6 protein-coding genes are annotated in these 18,462 nt (G+C 68.9%); 2 read left to right on the top strand and 4 right to left on the bottom strand.

All coding sequences use genetic code 11. The features are described 5' to 3' along the window. Nucleotides 1–10 precede the first annotated feature (10 nt). The 3 genes from KVS69_RS06020 to KVS69_RS06010 all read right to left on the bottom strand — a co-directional run bounded on the left by KVS69_RS06020 (nucleotide 11) and on the right by KVS69_RS06010 (nucleotide 13,830). Complete coding sequence (locus tag KVS69_RS06020; protein ID WP_217537476.1) at nucleotides 11–3,364, bottom strand: hypothetical protein; 3,354 nt, start codon at nucleotides 3,362–3,364, stop codon at nucleotides 11–13. After that, complete coding sequence (locus tag KVS69_RS06015; protein WP_217537475.1) at nucleotides 3,361–12,900, bottom strand: SdrD B-like domain-containing protein; 9,540 nt, start codon at nucleotides 12,898–12,900, stop codon at nucleotides 3,361–3,363. The genes KVS69_RS06020 and KVS69_RS06015 overlap by 4 nt, the downstream gene beginning before the upstream one ends. 222 nt (nucleotides 12,901–13,122) lie before the next feature. Further along, on the bottom strand, nucleotides 13,123–13,830 hold the full coding sequence (locus KVS69_RS06010) for a response regulator transcription factor (protein ID WP_068847901.1): 708 nt from the start codon (nucleotides 13,828–13,830) through the stop codon (nucleotides 13,123–13,125). A gap of 187 nt (nucleotides 13,831–14,017) precedes the next feature. On the opposite strand from KVS69_RS06010, the gene KVS69_RS06005 reads away from it, so the two are divergent. After that, nucleotides 14,018–14,746, top strand: coding sequence for a hypothetical protein (locus tag KVS69_RS06005; RefSeq protein ID WP_217537474.1), 729 nt, complete (start codon nucleotides 14,018–14,020; stop codon nucleotides 14,744–14,746). Nucleotides 14,747–14,757: 11 nt separating this feature from the next. Here KVS69_RS06005 and KVS69_RS06000 read toward each other — a convergent pair whose 3' ends face one another. Continuing rightward, the gene (locus tag KVS69_RS06000) at nucleotides 14,758–16,905 is read right to left on the bottom strand and encodes a S46 family peptidase (protein WP_217537473.1); all 2,148 of its coding nucleotides are present in this window, start codon (nucleotides 16,903–16,905) and stop codon (nucleotides 14,758–14,760) included. 125 nt (nucleotides 16,906–17,030) lie between these two features. Between KVS69_RS06000 and KVS69_RS05995 the strand changes: the two genes are divergently transcribed. After that, nucleotides 17,031–18,428, top strand: coding sequence for a molecular chaperone HscC (locus tag KVS69_RS05995; RefSeq protein WP_254622050.1), 1,398 nt, complete (start codon nucleotides 17,031–17,033; stop codon nucleotides 18,426–18,428). Nucleotides 18,429–18,462: the final 34 nt, after the last annotated feature.

Here is an 18,462-nt window from a genome sequence, read left to right as displayed (position 1 = left end):
CAGGGCATCCTCAGCGTGCCGGGTCGCGGTAGCGGACGGGGTCCGGCCGGAAAAGGTCTTCGTCGAACTTGAAGCGCAGGCGCACGAACACGCCCTGCTGGGTGTACTCATAGCCGTTCAGGTCGCGGTCGCCGGCAAAGCCGGTCCAGTTGTAGCCGGCCGACAACCACAGGTTCTGGCGCAGCAGGCGGCCGACTTCCATGCCGTAGGCGTACTGGTTGGCGCCGCTCTGGCCGCGGAACGTGGAGCCGAGCACGCCGATGTCCCAGTTCTCGGTGATGTCATAGACCACCCGCCCGGACAGCAGCGTGGCGCGGAAGTCACTGTTGACCCGACCCCCGTCGGCGTAGGCGAACTGATCCTGCTGCCACTTCCCCGCCACGCGCCCGGTGAACCACCACGGCCGCGACGGATGCCAATCGGCATGGGCAGAGACAATGTGCGCGCGGGTGCGCACGTCCTGGCTGCTGCCATCCACGGTGCTGCCATCGACCAGGGTCAGCCCGCTCTCGTCGCGCTCGAGCTTGTACTCGTAACGGGCCAGCGCGTTGATCCGGTTGCGGTCGGTATCGCGGTAGGCCACGCCCAGCTGGAAGCGGTCCTGCAGCACGTCGCCGCGTGCGTCATACCGCGTGCTCAGCAGGTAGTTGCGGGCCAGCAGTGTCCAGTCGCGGCTGAGCTTGCGGGCCAGCATGAACTGCAGCAGCGTCGTGTTGAACGCCTCGTTGGTGTCGCTGTCCGGCACGTCTTCGGAAATGCGGTGTTCGGCCCGTATCGCACCGCGCCACAGCGGGTTGGCGCCGTAGTCCAAGGCCAGCGCCAGGCCGGTGCTGTCACCGGTGCTGCCGTCTATCACCTTCACGTGCTCGGCCGAACTGGACAGGCGCAGTCCTTCGGCGATGTCCCAGTTGTTGCGGATACCCGAGGCGGCCTGTACGTCGCGGCCACTGATCGCGTCGCGCAGGCGGTACTCGCTGAAGGTCTGGGTATCGCGCAGGTAGCTGCTGTCGATACCGAACACCAGCGCGTCGGCCTCGCGGTCGGTGGTGGTGATGCCGTAGGCGCTGGTCAGGCCGGTCTGCTTTTCGTAGCGGCCGTAGAGGCGGCTGCGTTCGAACACCTGGTAGTCCAGCCCGGCGGCCAGGCGCCGACGTTCTTCGCCGCTCACGCTGTGCTCGATCTCGGCACCACTGCTGAGCTTGTCGCTCAGGCGATAGCCCAAGCCGAAGCGGGCGCTGTCCGATTCCAGCTCGGTGCCCACCGGCAGGTCGCTGGTGATCGGGCTGCCGGTGCTGCTGCCGTTGATCACCATCAACCCGGTAGCCGGGTCCAGCGCCTGCTGGCCGTAGCCGAGCGCGCCGCCACCGGCGCCGGTGGCGAAGCCGCCGGTCAGCCCGCCGGCATTGCCGAACGGTACCCCGGACGACCACGGCGAGGTCACGCCGATGGTCTCGCGGATGCTGCGCACGCCCAGGTCCACGGTCAGCCGTTCAGTAGCGCCAATGCGTACGCCGGCGCCGCCGGCATCGCGCTTGCCACCGTCCGGGTTGCGGTCTTCGCTGCGCAGCCCTTCCACGTACAGCTCCAGCCGCGGCCCAAGCTGGTAGGCCACGCGCGCGCTGTACTCACCGCGACCGCCGTACAGCGGCGCGGCCGGGTTGTTGAACGCCGGATCGGTACGGGCGGCAAACAGGCGCGCTTCCAGCTTCTCGGTCTGGTGCGCGAATTCCACGCGCCAGGCATCGCCTTCCACGTCGCCGGTGACGTCCTTCAGGCCCTGCGAGGTGATCTGGTTGATGCTGTTGGTGTTGACCTCGCTCTGGGTGCGCGCGAACTCGGCCACCAGCAGGGTGTTGTCGCCGAACCGGTAGCTGGCGTTGGCGCTGCCCATGCGGAATTCCGCATACGGGTTGCGGTCATCCACCGCCGCCGCGCCGACTTCCAGCCGGTCGGTGAGCTTCACCTGCGCGTCGGCTCCCACCACCCAGAACTTCTCGGTGTCCTGGTCCAGTTCATAGGTGATGCGCAGCGAGACCGGGTTGAGGTCGCTGTCGAAGGCCGGCAGGAACTGGTTGAGCAGGATGCGGCCGGAGAACGGCTCGAAGCTGTAGTCCACCAGCCGCGCCAACGGCCGCACCGACACGATGCGGGTGGGCTGGTTGCGATCGCGCGAGATGACTTCGACACGCTCGCTGCCTTCCAGCACCGCGTTGTTGCGCAGCGCGTAGGGACCACTGCCCTGGCTGCGGAACTCTTCGATCACCTGGCGCAGGGAATCTTCGATGGCGAACACGTTGCTGCGCACGCGCTCGCTTTCGAAATGCCAGCCCAGCCCGGTGGCGGTGCGGTTGTAGGTCCCCAGGCTGCGCTGCGGAATCGGACCGCTGCCGCCGATGCCGGTGGCCGTGGCCAGCCCGTCGCCGGTCTGGAAATCGCCGTAGAGCAGGTAGCTGCGCTTGTTGTCGATGCGAACATACAGGCGCTCGGCCGAGCGCGCGTCGAAGCCGCGCAGCGACGCGTCGCCGTAGACCGGGTAGAACTCCTCGGGCTGGATGTCACGCAGCAGGCGGCCGCGGGTGTCCTTGTCCGAATCGTAGGCGGCAGTGAGCAGCGCATCGCCCTTGATCCGGCCCTTGACGAAGAACGCGGTGCGCGCGGCGGCGTTGGCCTTGCCGTTGTTGAACTGGCGCTCCCAGCGACGGATGTCGCGGTCGAAGGCGTCGTTGTGCTCCACCGGCGAAACCAGGCTGCCATTGCCGTGGCGACGGAAGTTGACCACGCCTTCGATGAGGCCGGTGGCGATCATCTCGCGCATCTCCGGCACGAAGCCGATGCTGCCCTGCGCGGTTTCGGCGCCGGCGGTGATCCGCAGCAGCACATCCTGGGGCTCGTGCGGCGCGACCAGGTCGAACTCGGCCACGCCATCGACCACCTGCAGCTGCACGCCGGGGGTGACCTTGTCAGCATCCAGCGCGCCCGGGCCGAGCTCATCGGTGCGCGAGCCGGGAAGGCGGATCCGGCCGCCACTGTTTTCAATCGTCGCGTAGGTGGTGCCGGCCAGCGGCAGGCCGCTGGGGTCCAGCAGCTGCACGCGCACGTGCACCGGGCTCTGGCCATCGGCCGGCACGCCGTCGCGGTCCAGCTCGACCACGATGCGGTCCAGCGTGCCCGCTGCGGCGCGCACCGCAACCGGCGCGGCGTCCACGCTGGCGGGGCTGCGCGGGTACAGCGTGCTGGCATCGCCCAGTACCGGGGTGAAGCGGCCCGGCGTACCCACGCTCTGGGCCATCGCCGGCAGGGTTGCCAGCGCACAGGCCAGCAGGCTCAGGCGCGGCAGCTGGCGCACTACGGAAGCATGGCTCATGGCTGGCCCTCCGTGGTGGCGGCGGGCGGTGTGGCTCTGGGATGCACGATCGGTCTCTGGTTGGCCGTGTCGGTCGCCTGCTGCGGCGCCCGTGCGGGTTTGCTCTCGAAGCGCAGCGGCGCCTGGCCCGGTTCGGTTTCCGGCGCCTGCACCTCACCCTGGGTGCGGCGTGCCTTGACCTGCTCCAGCACCGGGTTGGCGCAGCTGCCTTCGATGAAGTCGGCGCGGTGCAGCTCGCCGTTCTTCAGGTCGAGCAGCAGGCTGTCGGCGTCGCCCAGGTTGCGGTTGCTGCTGGTGGTCAGGCGCGCGCCGACCGGCAGCGTGCTCGCATCCACCTTCAGCGTGTGGCTCTGCGGCGGCAGGCCGCAGAAGCTGTACTTGCCTTCCGAATCGCTGATCACCCAGGTGCCGTCGGAGAAGTACAGGCGCACTCCCGGAATGCCCAGCTCTTCGCGGTCCTGCAGGTGGTTGTTGTTGCAGTCCATGAACACCTTGCCGAGCACACAGGCCTGTTCGGTGAACACGCCACCGGTGACACGCACGCGGTATTCGGCACGGTTGGAGGCCAGCGAACCGGGCAGCGGGGTGACCGCCACCGGGTCGATGCAACCGCCGCTGATCGAACAGCCATGGGCCTGCGCACGGTTGATGCCGTCGCCCTGCTGCGCGCCCACGCCCACGCGGACCCGGTAGGTCAGCACGATCTGGCCACCGACAGTGATCGGCCCCAGCGCGAAGCCCAGCAGCGGGCCGGGCTTGCCGGCCGGGTCGGCCACCGCACGGCCGTCGGCACGCGCGGTGCCGTCGATGTAGGTGAAGCCACGCGGCAGGCGGTCGATCACGTTCAACGCGGCCAGCGCACTGCCGGCGGTCTGGCGCACGGTGATGGTGTACTGCACGGTGTCGCCGATTTCGGCGGTCTGGCGGTCGCCGGTCTTGGTGATCGCCAGGCCCGTGGCCACCGCCGTATCCAGCGGCAGATGGTTGTGCACGATCGCTGCGGTGGCCGAACCCGCGAACAGGGTCAGGTAGTACTCGGTCGCCGTACCCACCGCGCCGGTCGGCGCCTGGGTGTTGGCCTGCACGACATGGTTGGCACCGGCACCGCCGGCCGGCGACAACGCGCTGGCCTGCGGCGGGATCATGCTCGACACGAAGGTGTAGCCACCCGGCGGAGTCACCGTCAACTGGAACTCGCAACGTGCCGGCGCCGCCGGACCAAACGCGAACTGGTAGAAGCCTTCGCTGCCAACGGTCATCGCAATCGTGTTGCCGTCAATGCGATAGCCACCACCGGCTGCATTGAGCACGCTGGTTCGCGGGTCATACCCGCTGCACAGGCCAACCGGCGCCAGGGTCACGATCGAACCCGGTACCGGGTCGCGGGTGGTGGCGTCGTACACCACGCCCGATGGGTCTACCGGCAGGCTCTGCTGCGGCAGGTGGTCACCGGCGCGCAGCACCACTTCCAGCTGGCTGGTACCGTTGTCGGTGGTGCGGCAGGCACTGACCGCGCCGCGCGCGATCGCCGCGTCGGCGTCGCAGGCTTCCTGCACGCCGCCGGCACTTTCGCGGGTGACCGGGAACGGCCACAGCACGGTGGAGCGCGGGTCGCGGAAGCGGATGTTCCACTTCACGCCTGGCACCACATCGCCGAAGCGGTAGCTGCCGTCAGCCGCACTCACGGTGGTCTTCACCACCTGCCCGTTGGCAGGGTCCACCAGCTCCACGATCCAGGCCGACAGACGGCGGTCGCCGCCATCCAGCAGCTGGTCATCGCTGCCCACGTCGAACCAGACGGTGCCGCCGACCGACGCGGCCAGCTGCACGCTGTTGGGCACGCGGCAGGCGTTGTGGATGATGGTGTCCACGCACGCCGGCAGGTTGCCCACTTCGCCCTCGAACGCAGCGCGTTCGGTTGCGGTCGGGGCGCGGAACGGGTTCTCGCCGCCGCCTTCCACCAGCACGGCATTGTTGACTGTGCCGGCCTCGGCCGCTGCGGCGGCCACGCGCACCACCACGGCGATGCTGTCCGGCGATACCGCACCGGCGGCCAGCACGCGCTGGCTGGTGCAGCTGAAACGCACCGCGCCGGGTTCACCGGTACAGCTCCAGCCGGTCCCCACCGGCAGGCTGTCCAGGCTCAGGCCCGCCGGCAGGCGGTCGTGCACCGTGTACTCGCCACGGCTCGGCTGTTGGCCGGCGTTGCGCACCTGGATGGTGTAACCGGCCAGGTTGTTGACCGTGAAGCGCGTGCTGGTGGACGCCTTGCTGACCATCAGGTCGGGCGAATCGCCGATCTCACCGAAGTTGTACTCCAGCGCGTCCACGCCCAGCGGCAGCACGATCTGGCTGATCGCCGACGGCACGCTGGCGCGGTCACTGGCCACACCGACCAGGGCGGCGTTGACGGTGCCGGCGCTGGTGATGCCGTTGAGCGTCTGCGGCGGCTGGGTCGGCTCGGTCACGGTGTAGGTGCCCGGGCGCAGGCCCTCGAAGCGGTAGCGGCCTTCGGCGTCGGTATTCAACGTGAGCGATACCGGCTGGCCAAGGTCATCGGTGCCGGTCAGCACCACGCTGACCCCGGCGATGCCGCCTTCGCCGCTGTCGACGCTGCCATTGTCGTTACTGTCGTTGTAGACGCGGCCGGCAATGCTGGCGGTCGGAATCTCACCAAAATTGTTGTTCACCGACTGCTGGTTCACGCCCAGCACCAGCGCAGTGATCTGCGAAGGCGCCGTGCCCGGCGCGGTCACGCTGCCACCGGTGCTGCCGGCCACGGTGCGGCCATCGCGGGTGCCGGTGGGCTGCTCCGGTTCGGTCACCACGTAGGTGCCCGGCGGCAGTTCGGCGAAGCTGTAGCTGCCGTCGGCGTCGGTCACGGTATCGCGGCTGATCGGGTTGCCGGCCAGGTCGGTGCCGGTCAGGGTGACCCGCACATTGGCCAGGCCGGTTTCGCCCGGGTCGACCACGCCGTCATTGTTGCGGTCGGTCCAGACCTTGCCGCTGATGCCGCTGTTGAGCGGAATCTCGCCGAACAGGTTGTCCACCGAGGCGCTGCCCGGCGTGGTCAGGTCGATGGTGCTGATCGCACTGGGCACGGTGGTGATCGGGGTGGCGGTGCCACGCGGCGTGCCGCCGACGGTGCCGGCGGTGGTGATGCCGTTGCTGGTGCCGGCCGGCTGCTGCGGTTCAACAAGCGTGTAGGTGCCCGGTCGAAGGCCTTCGAACACGAAGCGGCCATCGGCATCGGTCTGCACGCTGACCGAGACGCTGGCGCCGGTGTCGTCGGTGCCGGTGACCTGCACGGTCACCGCTTCGATGCCGGTTTCAGCGGCACCGTTGCGCACGCCGTCGTTGTCGACATCGAAGAACACCGCGCCGGCGATGGACACCGGCAGGATCTCGGCGAAGTCATAGGCGGTCCCTGCCTTGCCGGCCGTCAGCGTGATCGCGTTGATCGCGCTCGGCACGCTGGCCACGGCGGTGGACACGCCCACGATGGCGCCGTCGATGCTGCCCGCACGGGTGAGGCCGTTGAGGGTCGGGACGCCATTGAACGACGGCTGCGCGGCCTGCTCGGTCACGCTGTAGGTGCCGGCCAGCAGGTGGTCGAAGCGGTAGCGGCCGTCGGCATCGGTCGCCACGGTGACCACGGCGTTGCCCAGCGCGTCGACCGTGCCGGCCGGCAGCTGCAGCTGCACGCCCGGCAGGCCCGGCTCGCCGGCGTCCTGCACGCCGTTGTTGTTGCGGTCCAGGAACACGGTGCCGGACAGCGACGCGGCCAGCTCGCCGAAGTCGTTGCCGCTGGCGCCGGCGGCGGGCAGGTTGGCGATCAGGATGACGTTGCCCGGCTGCTCGCGGCCTTCGCCCAGCCCGGTCGGCTGGGTTTCGGTGATGCGGTAGGCCTGGCCGGCGATCGCGCCAGGGTAGCTGTACTGGCCATCGGCATTGGTGACCAGGGTGACGGTGGTGTCGTCGGGCGTCCCGAACACGCCGTCGGCGCCATTGCCGACGATGGTCACCTGCACGCCGGGCACGCCGATGTCGCCGGCGGTGTTGTCGCCGTCGTCGTTGCGGTCCAGGTACACCGTGCCGCTGATCGGCGCATTGGCCAGTTCGCCAAACAGGTAGCCGCTGGCGTCCTGCCCGGCGTTGATGGCGATCGCCGAAATGACGTTGGCCACGGCCGTGCTGCCGGGGGTGGCCGCATTGCCGGCCGCATGCTTGCCGTCCAGGTAACCGGCCGGCTGCGTTTCGGTCAGGGTGTAGCCGGTGCCGGCCTGCGGCGGCAGCAGGTCGCTGAAGCTGTAGCCGCCGTTGGCATCGGTGGTGGTGGTCAGCGCGACCGGATTGCCAAGCACGTCCGTGCCCGACAGGGTCACGGTGACGTTGGCGATGGCGTTTTCACCGGCGTCGCGGCGGCCGTTGTTGTTGTTGGCCGCCACGTTGGAGAAGTCTTCGTAGACCTCGCCGCTGAGCGAACCGAGCGCCTCGCCGAAATCATTGCCACTGGAACCGGTCAACGGCAGCGCGTTGAGGGTGATGCTGTTGGTCGCGTTTTCCGCAGCGTTCGCATACCCCTGCGGCTGCGTCTCAGTAATGCGGTAGTTCTGCCCGACCACCAGGCCATCGAAATCGTAGCGGCCCTGCGCGTCGGTCTGGACCACCACCGGTGGCAGGTCATCGCCCGTACCGAACGCGCCGTCGGGGCCCGCGCCGATGAGGGTGACGGTGACGCCCTGCAGGCCGCCATTGGCCTGCGAATTGCGCGTACCGGCATCGCCGGCATCGAAGTCGCCGTTGCCGTTGCGGTCCAGGTACACATGGCCGGAGATGGCGGTGACCGCGTCTTCGCCGAAGTTGAACGCTGTGGCGTCTTCGCCGCGCGAGAGGTCGATGTTGCCGATCCGGTCGGTGGTTGCCGCATCGCCGGTCGCGCCGGTGGCCACGGTGCAGCCTGCGCAGGCCGCAGCACCCACCAGGCCCGGATTGATCGCGCTCGGGCGGTTGCGGTAGCTGCCGGTGGGCAGCACTTCGCGCAGCGTGTACACCTGCAGCGGGTTCAGGCCGGGGAAGCTGTAGCTGCCGTCGGCGGCGGTGGTGGCACTGGCCACCACGGTGCCGGCCGCGTCGAGCAGTTCGACGGTGGCATTGGCGATCGGGGCGTCGCCGGTGTTGCGGGTGTTGCTGTAGTTGCTGTCGACGTAGACGAAGCCGGACAACGCCGGGCGGCGCACTTCCGGGAAGTTGTAGCGCACCGCGTCCACACCCGCGCCCAGCGCGATGGCGGAGTAGAGCGAGTTGGCGCTGATCGCTGGATCGACCACGGCATAGGTACCACCGGCCGACGGCGCCAGGCCGCCCGAAACGGGCGGTGCCACCGGCCCATTGACGTACGCGGCCGGCTGCACCTGGGTCAGCGTGTAGCCGTCGGTACCGGCCGGCGCAAGGTTGTCGAAGCGGTAGGCGCCGTTGCCGTCGGTGGTGGTGGTGAGCGCCACCACGTTGCCGTAGGCATCGGTGCCGGTGAGGCGGACTTCGACGCCGGAAATGGTCGGTTCGCCGGCCTGCGGCGTGCCGCCGTCGGTGCCGCTGCGCTCGCGGTCCTGGAACACCACGCCGGTCAGCGAGGACCGCACCACGGTGTGGGTGCTGGTGCCTTCGTCATTGCCGGGGGTCGGGTCGAGCTGGTCGCTGGTGGCGCGTGCGGTGTTGAGGCCGGCGCCATTGGCCGGCACCGTGGTCCAGCGCGCGGGCACCAGCACGCGGACGCGGCCGTCCAGCGCCAGATCACCCATGCGGCAGGTAAGGTTGCGACCGTTCACCACGCAGCTGCCGGTGCCGTTGCTGACCACGCCGGCATCGGCGGTGTTGCCGGCCTTCTGCCAGCTGGTGCCTTCGCCGCCGCCGATCACCTCCAGGCCTGCCGGCAGCGTATCGGTGACCACCACGCCATCGCCGCGCAGCGGGTTGTCGCCGCTGCGGTCGCGCGACAGGCTGTGGCCCGGGCCGTTGTTGACCACGTCCAGCACGTACCAGAACGGCTGGCGCAGGCTGATCGTGGTGGCAGCGGCGGGCAGCGGCTGGGTCGGGTTGGCATTGGGCGCCAGCACCACGCTGGTCTTGGTCATTGCCAGGTCCGAGCGCGTGCGGATGCTGGTTTCCTGCACCGCGCTGTTGTTGCTGGTATCGCGCTCGGTTTCGGCCGAGCGTGCGGTGACCTCGTTCAACAGCGTCGCGCCGGTGGCCGGCGGCGCGCTGAGGTACTGGTACACCAGGTACAGGTAGCTGGTCTGGTTGGCGGCGATCGCCCCCTGTTCGGTGGTGGACACGCCCACGCTGGGCATGCTGCACGACAGGGTCTGCGGCGCCGTGGTGGGATTGCTGCTGCCCGGGGCAACGGTACAGCGCACGCCTGGTGCTTCCATCGCGCCCTGCGGGGTGGTGGCGGTGCCGGTGCGGCTGCCGACGAAGGCGACATTGGCGCCACTGGCCGGGGTGATGGTGTCTTCGATCACCGTGCGGGTGGCCAGCGACGGGCCGTCGTTGCGCACGCTGACCTGGTACAGGATGTAGTTGTTGGCTTCCTGGCCCACGCGCGAGTCAAAGCCCAGCGGATCTACCGCGCCGGCGAAGTTCTGGTCGATCTTGTTGACGATCAGGTCGACTTCACCGGCGGTGAAATCCAGCGCGGCGGCACGCAGGTCATCGTCGGTGCGGCTGTTGTAGTTGTAGCTGCGCCCGCTGCCGTCGACGCCGCTGGCCGGGACCGGGCTGCCGGTGTTGTCCGGATCGAAATGGAACGAGCCATCGTTGGTGAAACGGCGACCGGTGTTGCCGCTGTTGACGTTCGGGCGGATCACCACCGTCATGGTCTGGGTGGAGTTGTTGGCCATGTCCTGCGGCGCACAGGTCAGCCGCAGCGTGGCGGGCGCGCCGCCGGTGTTGAACCACGAGGTGCCGCCCGGGGCGGGCGCCGAGCTGATCGCCGCATCGTTGGAGGTCACGCTGCACGCGGTGCTGCCGCTGCCGGTGCGCGCCGCGGAAATCAATACGAAACCGGCGTCATTGGCCGGCAGGGTGAAGGTATCGCTGAACACCACGCCGCGGGCCGTGGACGGACCCCGGTTCTGGTAGGTGATGCGGTAGGTGGTGTTGACGCCGGCGCGGCCCGGGCTGCCGGAGGTGATGTCCTTGGCGGTGGTGGCCACGTTGGCCACCGGGTCGATCTGCACCCAGTCCGAGGCGCTGTTGTTGCCCGGGTTGGCTTCGCCGATCGACCCGCTCACGGTCGGATCGATGCTGACGCCAGCGGTGTTGCAGAAACGGCCGGCCGGCATCGCCACGCCACCGCAGGTACCGGCGGCCTGGCTCTGGCTGTCGAACAGACCACGGTTGACGGTGAACACGATCGTGGCGGTGGCGCCGGCCGCCAGCGCGGTGCCGGCGGAGCGGCAGATGTAGCCGCTGCCGACCACATCGCAGGTCCAGCCGGCCGGCACGGTGTTCTTGGTGACGGTGGTGCTGCCGGTGACGAAGCCCGGGATGGGGTCGTTGACCACCACGCCGGTGGTGGTTGCGCCGTTGTTGGTGACCTGCAGCGTGTAGCTGACCCCACCATCCGCTTCCCGGATCACGTTGTCGGCGTCGCCAGCGCCATTGGTGCGCTTGGTGATGGACAGGTCGGCGCGGGCGTCGGTGGCGCGGCTCTGCCCGCCGGTGCAGTCATTGCCGGTGTTCGGATCCAGGTTGATGCCACCGGCGGTGGTCGGTTCGGCCGAACCGCCGCTGCCGCCGGTACAGGCGGTATTGGCCAGCGTGCCCTGCAGGCGCGCAAGCGTGTACAGGGTCAGCGCGGCGGAGTTGCCGTTGACCGCGACCGGGTAGCCACCAGTCTGGGTGCAGGTGACGACCTGCGCCGGGGCCCCGCTCCAGGCGCGGTCCACGCTGCAGCTGAAACCGCCCACGGTCACGGGCACGCCCGCCGCGTAGGGCTGCCCACTGGCATCGACCCATTCTTCGCCCGCGGCAAGCGTATCGACCAGCTGCAGGTTGCCGGTGACCGTGCGCGGGCCCAGGTTCTGCGCGCGCAGGGTGCTGGTCATCACGCTGTCGGTGCGCAGCCCGGTGTTGTTCCACACCGGTACCAGCGCCGGGGTCTTGGTCTTGGTCATACGCAGATCGGCGCCGTCGGGGATGACGGTCAGGCCGACGCTGCCTTCGTTGTTGGTGAGCACCGGATCCGGCGTGGCGGCGCTGATCTGGGCGGTGTTGGTCACCGTACCGCTGCTGTTGGTGCCGGTGGACGGCACCTGCGCCTGGATCGCGATCTGCGCCTGCGCGCCCGGTGCGAAGCTCGCGGCGTTGCAGGTGACCACGGTGCGCTCGGCGTTGTTGGTGCACGACCAGCCGCCGGGTCCGGATACCCCGTTGACCTGGAAGCCTTCCGGCAACGCATCGCGCAGGACCACGGTGGTGGCCGCGCTGGGACCATCGTTGCGCGCGGTCAGCGTATAGGTGACCACCGAACCGGCGGCTGCCGGCGCGGGCGATACCGACTTGGACACCAGCAGGTCCGCACCGGCGGTCACCTGCGTGGTCACCTGGGCAGCGTTGTTGTCCGGCACCGGGTCGGGCACGTTGCCGGCGTTGACCACCGCCGAATTGACGATGTTGCCGGTGCCGACATTGACCTTGCCGCGGAACGAATAGCTGGTGCTCGCGCCTACCGCCAGGGTGCCGTTGTAGGTGCCGTTCTGCTGGGTGAAGGCCCAGTCCGCACCGGTCGGCGCGCCGACCAGGGTGACGTTCGGCGGCAGCGTATCGGCGACCCGGAAGCCGGTGGTGACGCTGGGGCCGGCGTTGCGCACGGTCAGGGTGTAGGTGACTTCACCGCCGCCAATCACCGGATCGGGCGTGGCGCTCTTGCTGAGTTCCAGGTCGGCCGCCGCCTGGATGGTGGTGTTCTGGCTGGTGCGGTTGTTGGCAACGTTGGTATCGCTGCCGAAGAACGGGTCGGTGTTCTGCAGCGAGTTGATCGGCGTGGTCGCCGGCGGCAGCGCGTTGGCGAAACCGATCGCGGCGCGCACGGTGATGGTGGCCGGCTGCGAGGCGATGGTGGTGACCGGCAGCTTGAACTCGTAGGGCGCCGTAGAGGCGTTCAATGCCGGGTTCGTGCACACCACGCGGATAGTGCCGGCAGCGCCCGCCGAGGCGCTGCAGCCCGCCGGGGCGGTGCCGCCCAGCGCGGTGCCGGCGGGCAGGTCGAACAGGGTCACGCTGCCGCTGGCGGTGTCATTGGCGCCGTTTTCGACCTTGACGTTGTAGATCACCGTGGTGCCTGCGGGCACCGGGTCGTAACCGGTATCGGAGAAGTCGGTGATCTGCAGGTCGATGGCCAGTGCGGGTAGTGGCAGCGCCATCAGCAGGCCCAGCACGGCGCGGCGCAGCGACAAGCGCCAGGACTGCGCCTGCGTGCGCTCAAACGGCGTTGCCGCCGCGCAGATGCCTGCGCGATCGCTCTGGATGGACATGCGTTTTCCCCTGTTCCGGTCGCTGCAGCGTTCACAGGGAACGCCGCACGATGCGTACCCAACGCAACCGGTCCAGACGTCCCCTGTCAGATGAATCCCAGGCCTGCAGGCGACAGACGTCGCCGACGGTGCCGGGCGGGGCGGATTGTGATGTTGCCGTGAAGGCAAGTCAGTGCCGGCGGCTCACGCACGCTCACACTGGCTCACACAGACCCGCGCGGGTCAGGCGGTAAGCAGGTAGCCCTGGCCGCGCAGCGCGCGGATCGGCAGCTCGACATCGGTGGCGCTGCGCACGCGCGTGCGCAGGCGATGGACCAGCACATCCAGGCGGTGCGGATCGAAATCCCACGGGGTGTCGGTGATGTTGGCAATCAGCTGCTCGCGGGTGACGGCGCCGCCGTTGGCCGCGAACAGCAACTGCAGCACGCCGCGCTCCATCATCGTCAGCGCCAGCGTGGCGGCGGTCGGTGCGTGCAGGGTCCATCCGTCATCGGCCAATCGCCAGCGCGGCTGCGCCGTGGCGGGCGCCGGCGCGGTGGAAGGGGGCGAGAGGCGGCGGCGCAGGCTGTGCAGGCCGGCTGCCAGCACGTCCAGGTCCGGTGGCTTGACCAGATACAGGTCGGCGCCCTGGGTCAGGCCCAGCGCCATGTCACGGGGATCGCCACGGCCGGTCAGCATCACGATGCCGATCGAGGCCGAGGCGCGAAGGTGGCTCGCCACCGTGTAGCCGTCTTCGCCAGGCAGGCCCACGTCCAGCACCACGATGTCGCAGCGGTCGCTCAGCAGCGCGCGGTACAGGGCTTCAGCGCTGTCCAGGCCACGCACGGTCGCGCCGCGCCAGGCCAGGTCGTCCAGCAGCAGTGCAAGCAGCTCCGGGTCGTCTTCAACCACCCAGACCTTCAGCCCTTCAAGTTCCCGTACTGCAGTCACGTGGTGCGTCGCTTCCTCCGGATCCAGCCTGCAGTCTAGCCGCCGCCCGGGAACCCGCCAAATGCTACAAAAGCCGCAGTGCGGTGGCGTGTGGGTGCAAGCGACAGTGGGGCGTCGTGGTTGCCGCTTGTTCGTGTGGATCGGGGCAGGCAGCGTTGACCGCCCCTCGTTCCCACGGAGTTCCAGCATGCCCGTAGCCACCTCGCCGCCCGCCATACTCACCCCGCTGTTGCGCCACCGCCTGGAAACCTCGCTGCCCGCGGACCAACGCGAGGTCACCTGCAACGCGCTCAGCAACCTGCTGTATTCGGTCTGGAACGCCCGAGCCGTCACTGAAACCCCTCCGCCGGCTGACCGTACCAGTCGTTGGCCGATGGCGCAGATCTACCAGCGGCTGGCGGTTCCGGTAGCCGGTTCCCCGTTCGGCCCACTCAGTGCGGATGAACATCGCACGCTGCAGCTGGTGCACTACCTGCACGAAGTGGAAGCGGCACTGCCGCTTGATCCCGGAGGCGACCCCGCCATACAGCGGCCGCAGAGCCAGATCCATGCCCACCTGCTGCATGAACTGCGCCGCGAGTTCTCGTTGCTGCCGGTGCCGGTAACGTTGACCTGGCGCGAGCTGGCAGTCAGCGATATTGCCGTCAAGCTGCTGGCCAAGGCCGAGCGGCTGGGCTTTCAGCCCACAGAAGTACGGGCACTGGGTGCGCAGCAGTTGGACGCGGTGGCAGGCGTTCACCGCGGCGGCATGAAGCTGACCCTGGTGGCGTGGAACGGCGCCGCGCCGCCAGAGCGCTCGCACGCTGCAGCCAACCCCAACGTCTGGGACCCCGGCAACCCGCTGGGCAACGAACTGGATCTGCTGCTCGCGCCCTTGCAGATGGACTGGACCGGGCTGACGCCGCTGGCCCGTTGAAGGGCGCCGGCCTACTCGGCCGGCACGCCCATTTCGGTCAGCAGTGCCGGCGCCGGGTAGACCTTGGCCAGCAGCCAGCGCAGGTAGCGCATGTCCACGTGCACGGCGCGCTTGAAGCGCGGGTCGAACCACCAGCTGGCGCTGACCGATTCCCAGTTGCTGTCGAAGTTCAGCCCGATCAGCTCGCCGCGTGCATTGAGCACCGGCGAGCCGGAGTTGCCGCCGGTGGTATCCAGGTTGGTCAGGAAGTTGACCGTCTGGGTCTTCAGCACCGGGTCGGCGGTGCTGCCGAAATCGCCCTTGGCGATGGCCGCCAGCAACGGCTTGGGCGCATCGAACGGGAATGCATTGGTGTTCTTTTCCACGATGCCGGCCACGGTGGTCACCGGGTCGAAATGCACCGCATCGCGCGGGGACAGCGCTTCCACCTTGCCGTAGCTGATGCGCAGCGTACGGTTGGCGTCCGGGTAAACCGCCCTGCCCTGCTTTGCCCGCCACGCAAACAGGGCCTGCATGTAGGCCGGGCGCAGGCGCAGCTGCTCACCTTCGCGCTCCTTGCGCTCACCCTCCAGGCGCAGCTGCGCGGCCACCAGCGGGCCGGCCAGGTCGATCAGCGGGTCGTGCGCCAATGCCTTGCCTTCCTTGGCAGCAGCGAAGCGGCTCAGGCGTTCGGCTTCATCACCCAGCCGGGTACCGCTGTACAGCGCGTCCAACGCCTTGGCCAGCGCGGCCGGGGTCCGGCCGAACGCGGCGTCGAACTCGGGCACGCGCTGCGCATCGGGCAACTGCTGGTAGCGGGTGAGCAGATTCGTCAGCAGCGCCTTCTCGACCTCCGGCGCGTAGCGGCGCTGGACCTGCTTGAGGGTGCCTTCGATCAGCGCCTGATCGCGCTGCTGGTAGCCGCTTTCGCGCTCGGCATCGGGCTTGGCCGATTCGATGCGCAGGCGCTCCAGCAGCAACGCCGAACGCAGCAGCTGGCTCTGCGCGGCGGCCTGTTCCAGCACGAAATCGCGCTCGCCCATCGACGCGCCCTGCGACAGCGAGCCCAGCAGCGCTTGGATGTCCGGCTGCCAGGTCGCATCGGTGGCCTTCAGCATCGCCGCCTCATCGGTGGCGCGCTGGGTCTTGGCATCGCTGCGCAGCAGGCCCTCCAGCTCACCGGCGGCACGCTTGCGGTTGTTCTTCAGCGACTGCAGCTGCGCGGCATAGCGGGTGCGGGCCTGCGCATCCTTGGCGGTAGCCGCCTCGATGGTGTCGATCATCTGCTGGAACACCGCCACCCGGCGCGGCAGCACCGCATCGATCTGGCCGGCGAACTCGGCCGCCGTGCGGTGGCGGTAGGTGATGCCCGGGTATCCGGCCAGCATGGCGAAATCACCGGTCTTCGGGCCATCGATGGCCATCTTCAGGTGCGCCGGCGGGTGGTAAGGCACGTTGTCCGGGCTGTAGGCGGCCGGCTTGCCGTCCTTGCCCACGTAGGCGCGCAGCAGGGTGAAATCGCCGGTGTGGCGCGGCCACATGAAGTTGTCGATCTCGTCGCCGTAGTTGCCGATGGCGCGCGGCGGCGCGTACACCAGCCGCACATCGCTCAGTTCCAGCTGGCGGATGCGGTAGAAATCGGTGCCATAGTACATGTCGGCCACGCTGCAGCGCACGTTGCCTTCCTGCTCGCACTCGGCCACCAGCCGCTTGCTCGCGCGGTCCACCGCGTCGAAATAGGCGCGGCCGGTCTTGCCGCGCGCGTCGCGCAGCACTTCATCGGTGACCTTGTCGAAGCCAGTGGTGACCAGCACGCGGAAATCCGGGTTGGACGGGCGCTCATCGCTGCGACCCTGGGCGATGAAGCCGCCGTCGATCAGGTTGTGCTCGGCGGTGCTGTTGTACTGGATCACGCCCATGGCGACATGGTGGTTGGTCAGCAGCAGGCCGTCTTCAGAGACGAACGAGCCGGTGCCGCCCCCCGCACGCACCACCGCGCTCAGCGGCGCGGCGGTCACGTTGGCCAGGTCGGCCGGGTTGCCCTTGAACCCGGCCGCCTTCAGCGGCTTGGCCAGATCCGGCAGCTGGGTCGGCATCCACATGCCTTCGTCGGCGTGGGCGCCGGCGGCGAGGGTGAGGCCAAGGGCCAGGGCGGCGCTGAGGGGCTTGCGTGCGGGCATGGGTGCATCCAGTACGGCGGAACGAGCGGGCACCTTAGCCACTGGGGGCCGGTGGGGCAACGCCCGATGGTCAGGGGTGGGGCGGGCTGGCTAGAATCGGCGCTTCTCAGGGGGAGATGGCAGGGATGATCGTAGGGATTGATCTGGGCACGACGCATTCGTTGATCGGGGTGCACGACGGCCAAGGCGGGCGCCTGTTCACCAACGCTTACGGCGACCTGCTCACACCCTCGGTGGTCAGCCTGGATGGCGACACGGTACTCGTGGGACGGGCCGCGCGGGAGCGGCTGGTGACCCACCCCCACCTCACTGCGGCAACGTTCAAGCGGGTGATGGGCAGCGACCACGAAGTGAAGCTTGGCGAGCGCCGGTTCCGGCCCGAAGAGCTGTCCGCCCTGGTCCTGCGCTCGCTGCTGGCCGATGCCGAAGCGGCCTTGGGCATGCGTATCGAGGAAGCGGTGATCAGCGTACCGGCCTACTTCAGCGACGCACAGCGCAAGGCCACGCGCACCGCTGGCGAACTGGCCGGCATCCGCGTGGAACGCCTGATCAACGAACCTACTGCCGCCGCGCTGGCCTATGGCCTGCGTGACCGCGAGGGCGAAGGCCGGATCCTGGTCCTGGACCTCGGCGGCGGCACCTTCGATGTGTCGATCCTGGAACTGTTCGACGGCATGGTGGAGGTGCATGCCTCGGCGGGCGATACCTTCCTGGGCGGCGAGGACTTCCTGGAAGTACTGCTGCAGGCCTTCGCTGCCGATACCGGTACCGACCTGAAGCAGTTGCCGGCCGGTGAGCTGGCGCGTCTGCGCCAGCAGATGGAGGCATTCAAGCATGGCCTGTCGGGCAACGGCGACAGCACGCTGCAGATCGCGCTGCTCGGCACGACGGTGCAGTGGAGCTGTACGGCGGAGCGCTTCGAGACACTTGCCGCACCCTTGCTGCAGCGGATGCGCCTGCCCATCGAACGCGCGTTGCGCGATGCGCGGCTGGGCCCGGGCGACATCGATGACGTGGTACTGGTCGGCGGCGCGGTGCGCATGCCGATGGTCGGCCGCCTGGCTACGCGGTTGCTGGGCCGCTTGCCGTTGCGCCACATCCACCCCGACCAGGCGATCGCGTTGGGGACCACGCTGGCGGCGGGCCTGAAACAACGCGCCATCGACCTGGAAGAGGTGGTGCTGACCGATGTCTGCCCGTACACGCTGGGTATCGACATTTCCCGCGTGGACGAGCGCGGCCGCTATCATCCCGGCTATTTCCTGCCGGTGATCCCGCGCAACAGCGTGGTGCCGATCAGCCGCGAGCAGTCGATCAGCCCGGTATCGGACAAACAGAAGGTCCTCTCGGTCGGCATCTTCCAGGGCGAACACCCGGTGGTCGAACGCAACATCGCGCTGGGCCGGCTGGACATCCCGGTGGATCCTGCGCGCGGCGGTGACGGCAGCTTCCGGGTCCGCTTCACCTACGATGTCGACGGCCTGTTGCAGGTGGAGATCACCGACACCGGCAGCGGTCGCTAGCACGATCTTGTCCTGCAGCGCAGCGTAGGCGCGT

The organism is Stenotrophomonas sp. GbtcB23, from assembly GCF_019091045.1.
Taxonomy (GTDB): domain Bacteria; phylum Pseudomonadota; class Gammaproteobacteria; order Xanthomonadales; family Xanthomonadaceae; genus Stenotrophomonas; species Stenotrophomonas rhizophila_A.
The sequence above is the reverse complement of the archived record's forward strand: the minus strand, read 5'-3'. Positions and strand labels throughout refer to the sequence as shown.

What these genes read in the sequence shown, in the direction of transcription:
- KVS69_RS06020 (WP_217537476.1), bottom strand. Translation starts at nt 3,364, where the DNA reads ATGAGCCATGCTTCCGTAGTGCGCCAGCTGCCGCGCCTGAGCCTGCTG.
- KVS69_RS06015 (WP_217537475.1), bottom strand. Translation starts at nt 12,900, where the DNA reads ATGTCCATCCAGAGCGATCGCGCAGGCATCTGCGCGGCGGCAACGCCG.
- KVS69_RS06005 (WP_217537474.1), top strand. Translation starts at nt 14,018, where the DNA reads ATGCCCGTAGCCACCTCGCCGCCCGCCATACTCACCCCGCTGTTGCGC.
- KVS69_RS06000 (WP_217537473.1), bottom strand. Translation starts at nt 16,905, where the DNA reads ATGCCCGCACGCAAGCCCCTCAGCGCCGCCCTGGCCCTTGGCCTCACC.
- KVS69_RS05995 (WP_254622050.1), top strand. Translation starts at nt 17,031, where the DNA reads ATGATCGTAGGGATTGATCTGGGCACGACGCATTCGTTGATCGGGGTG.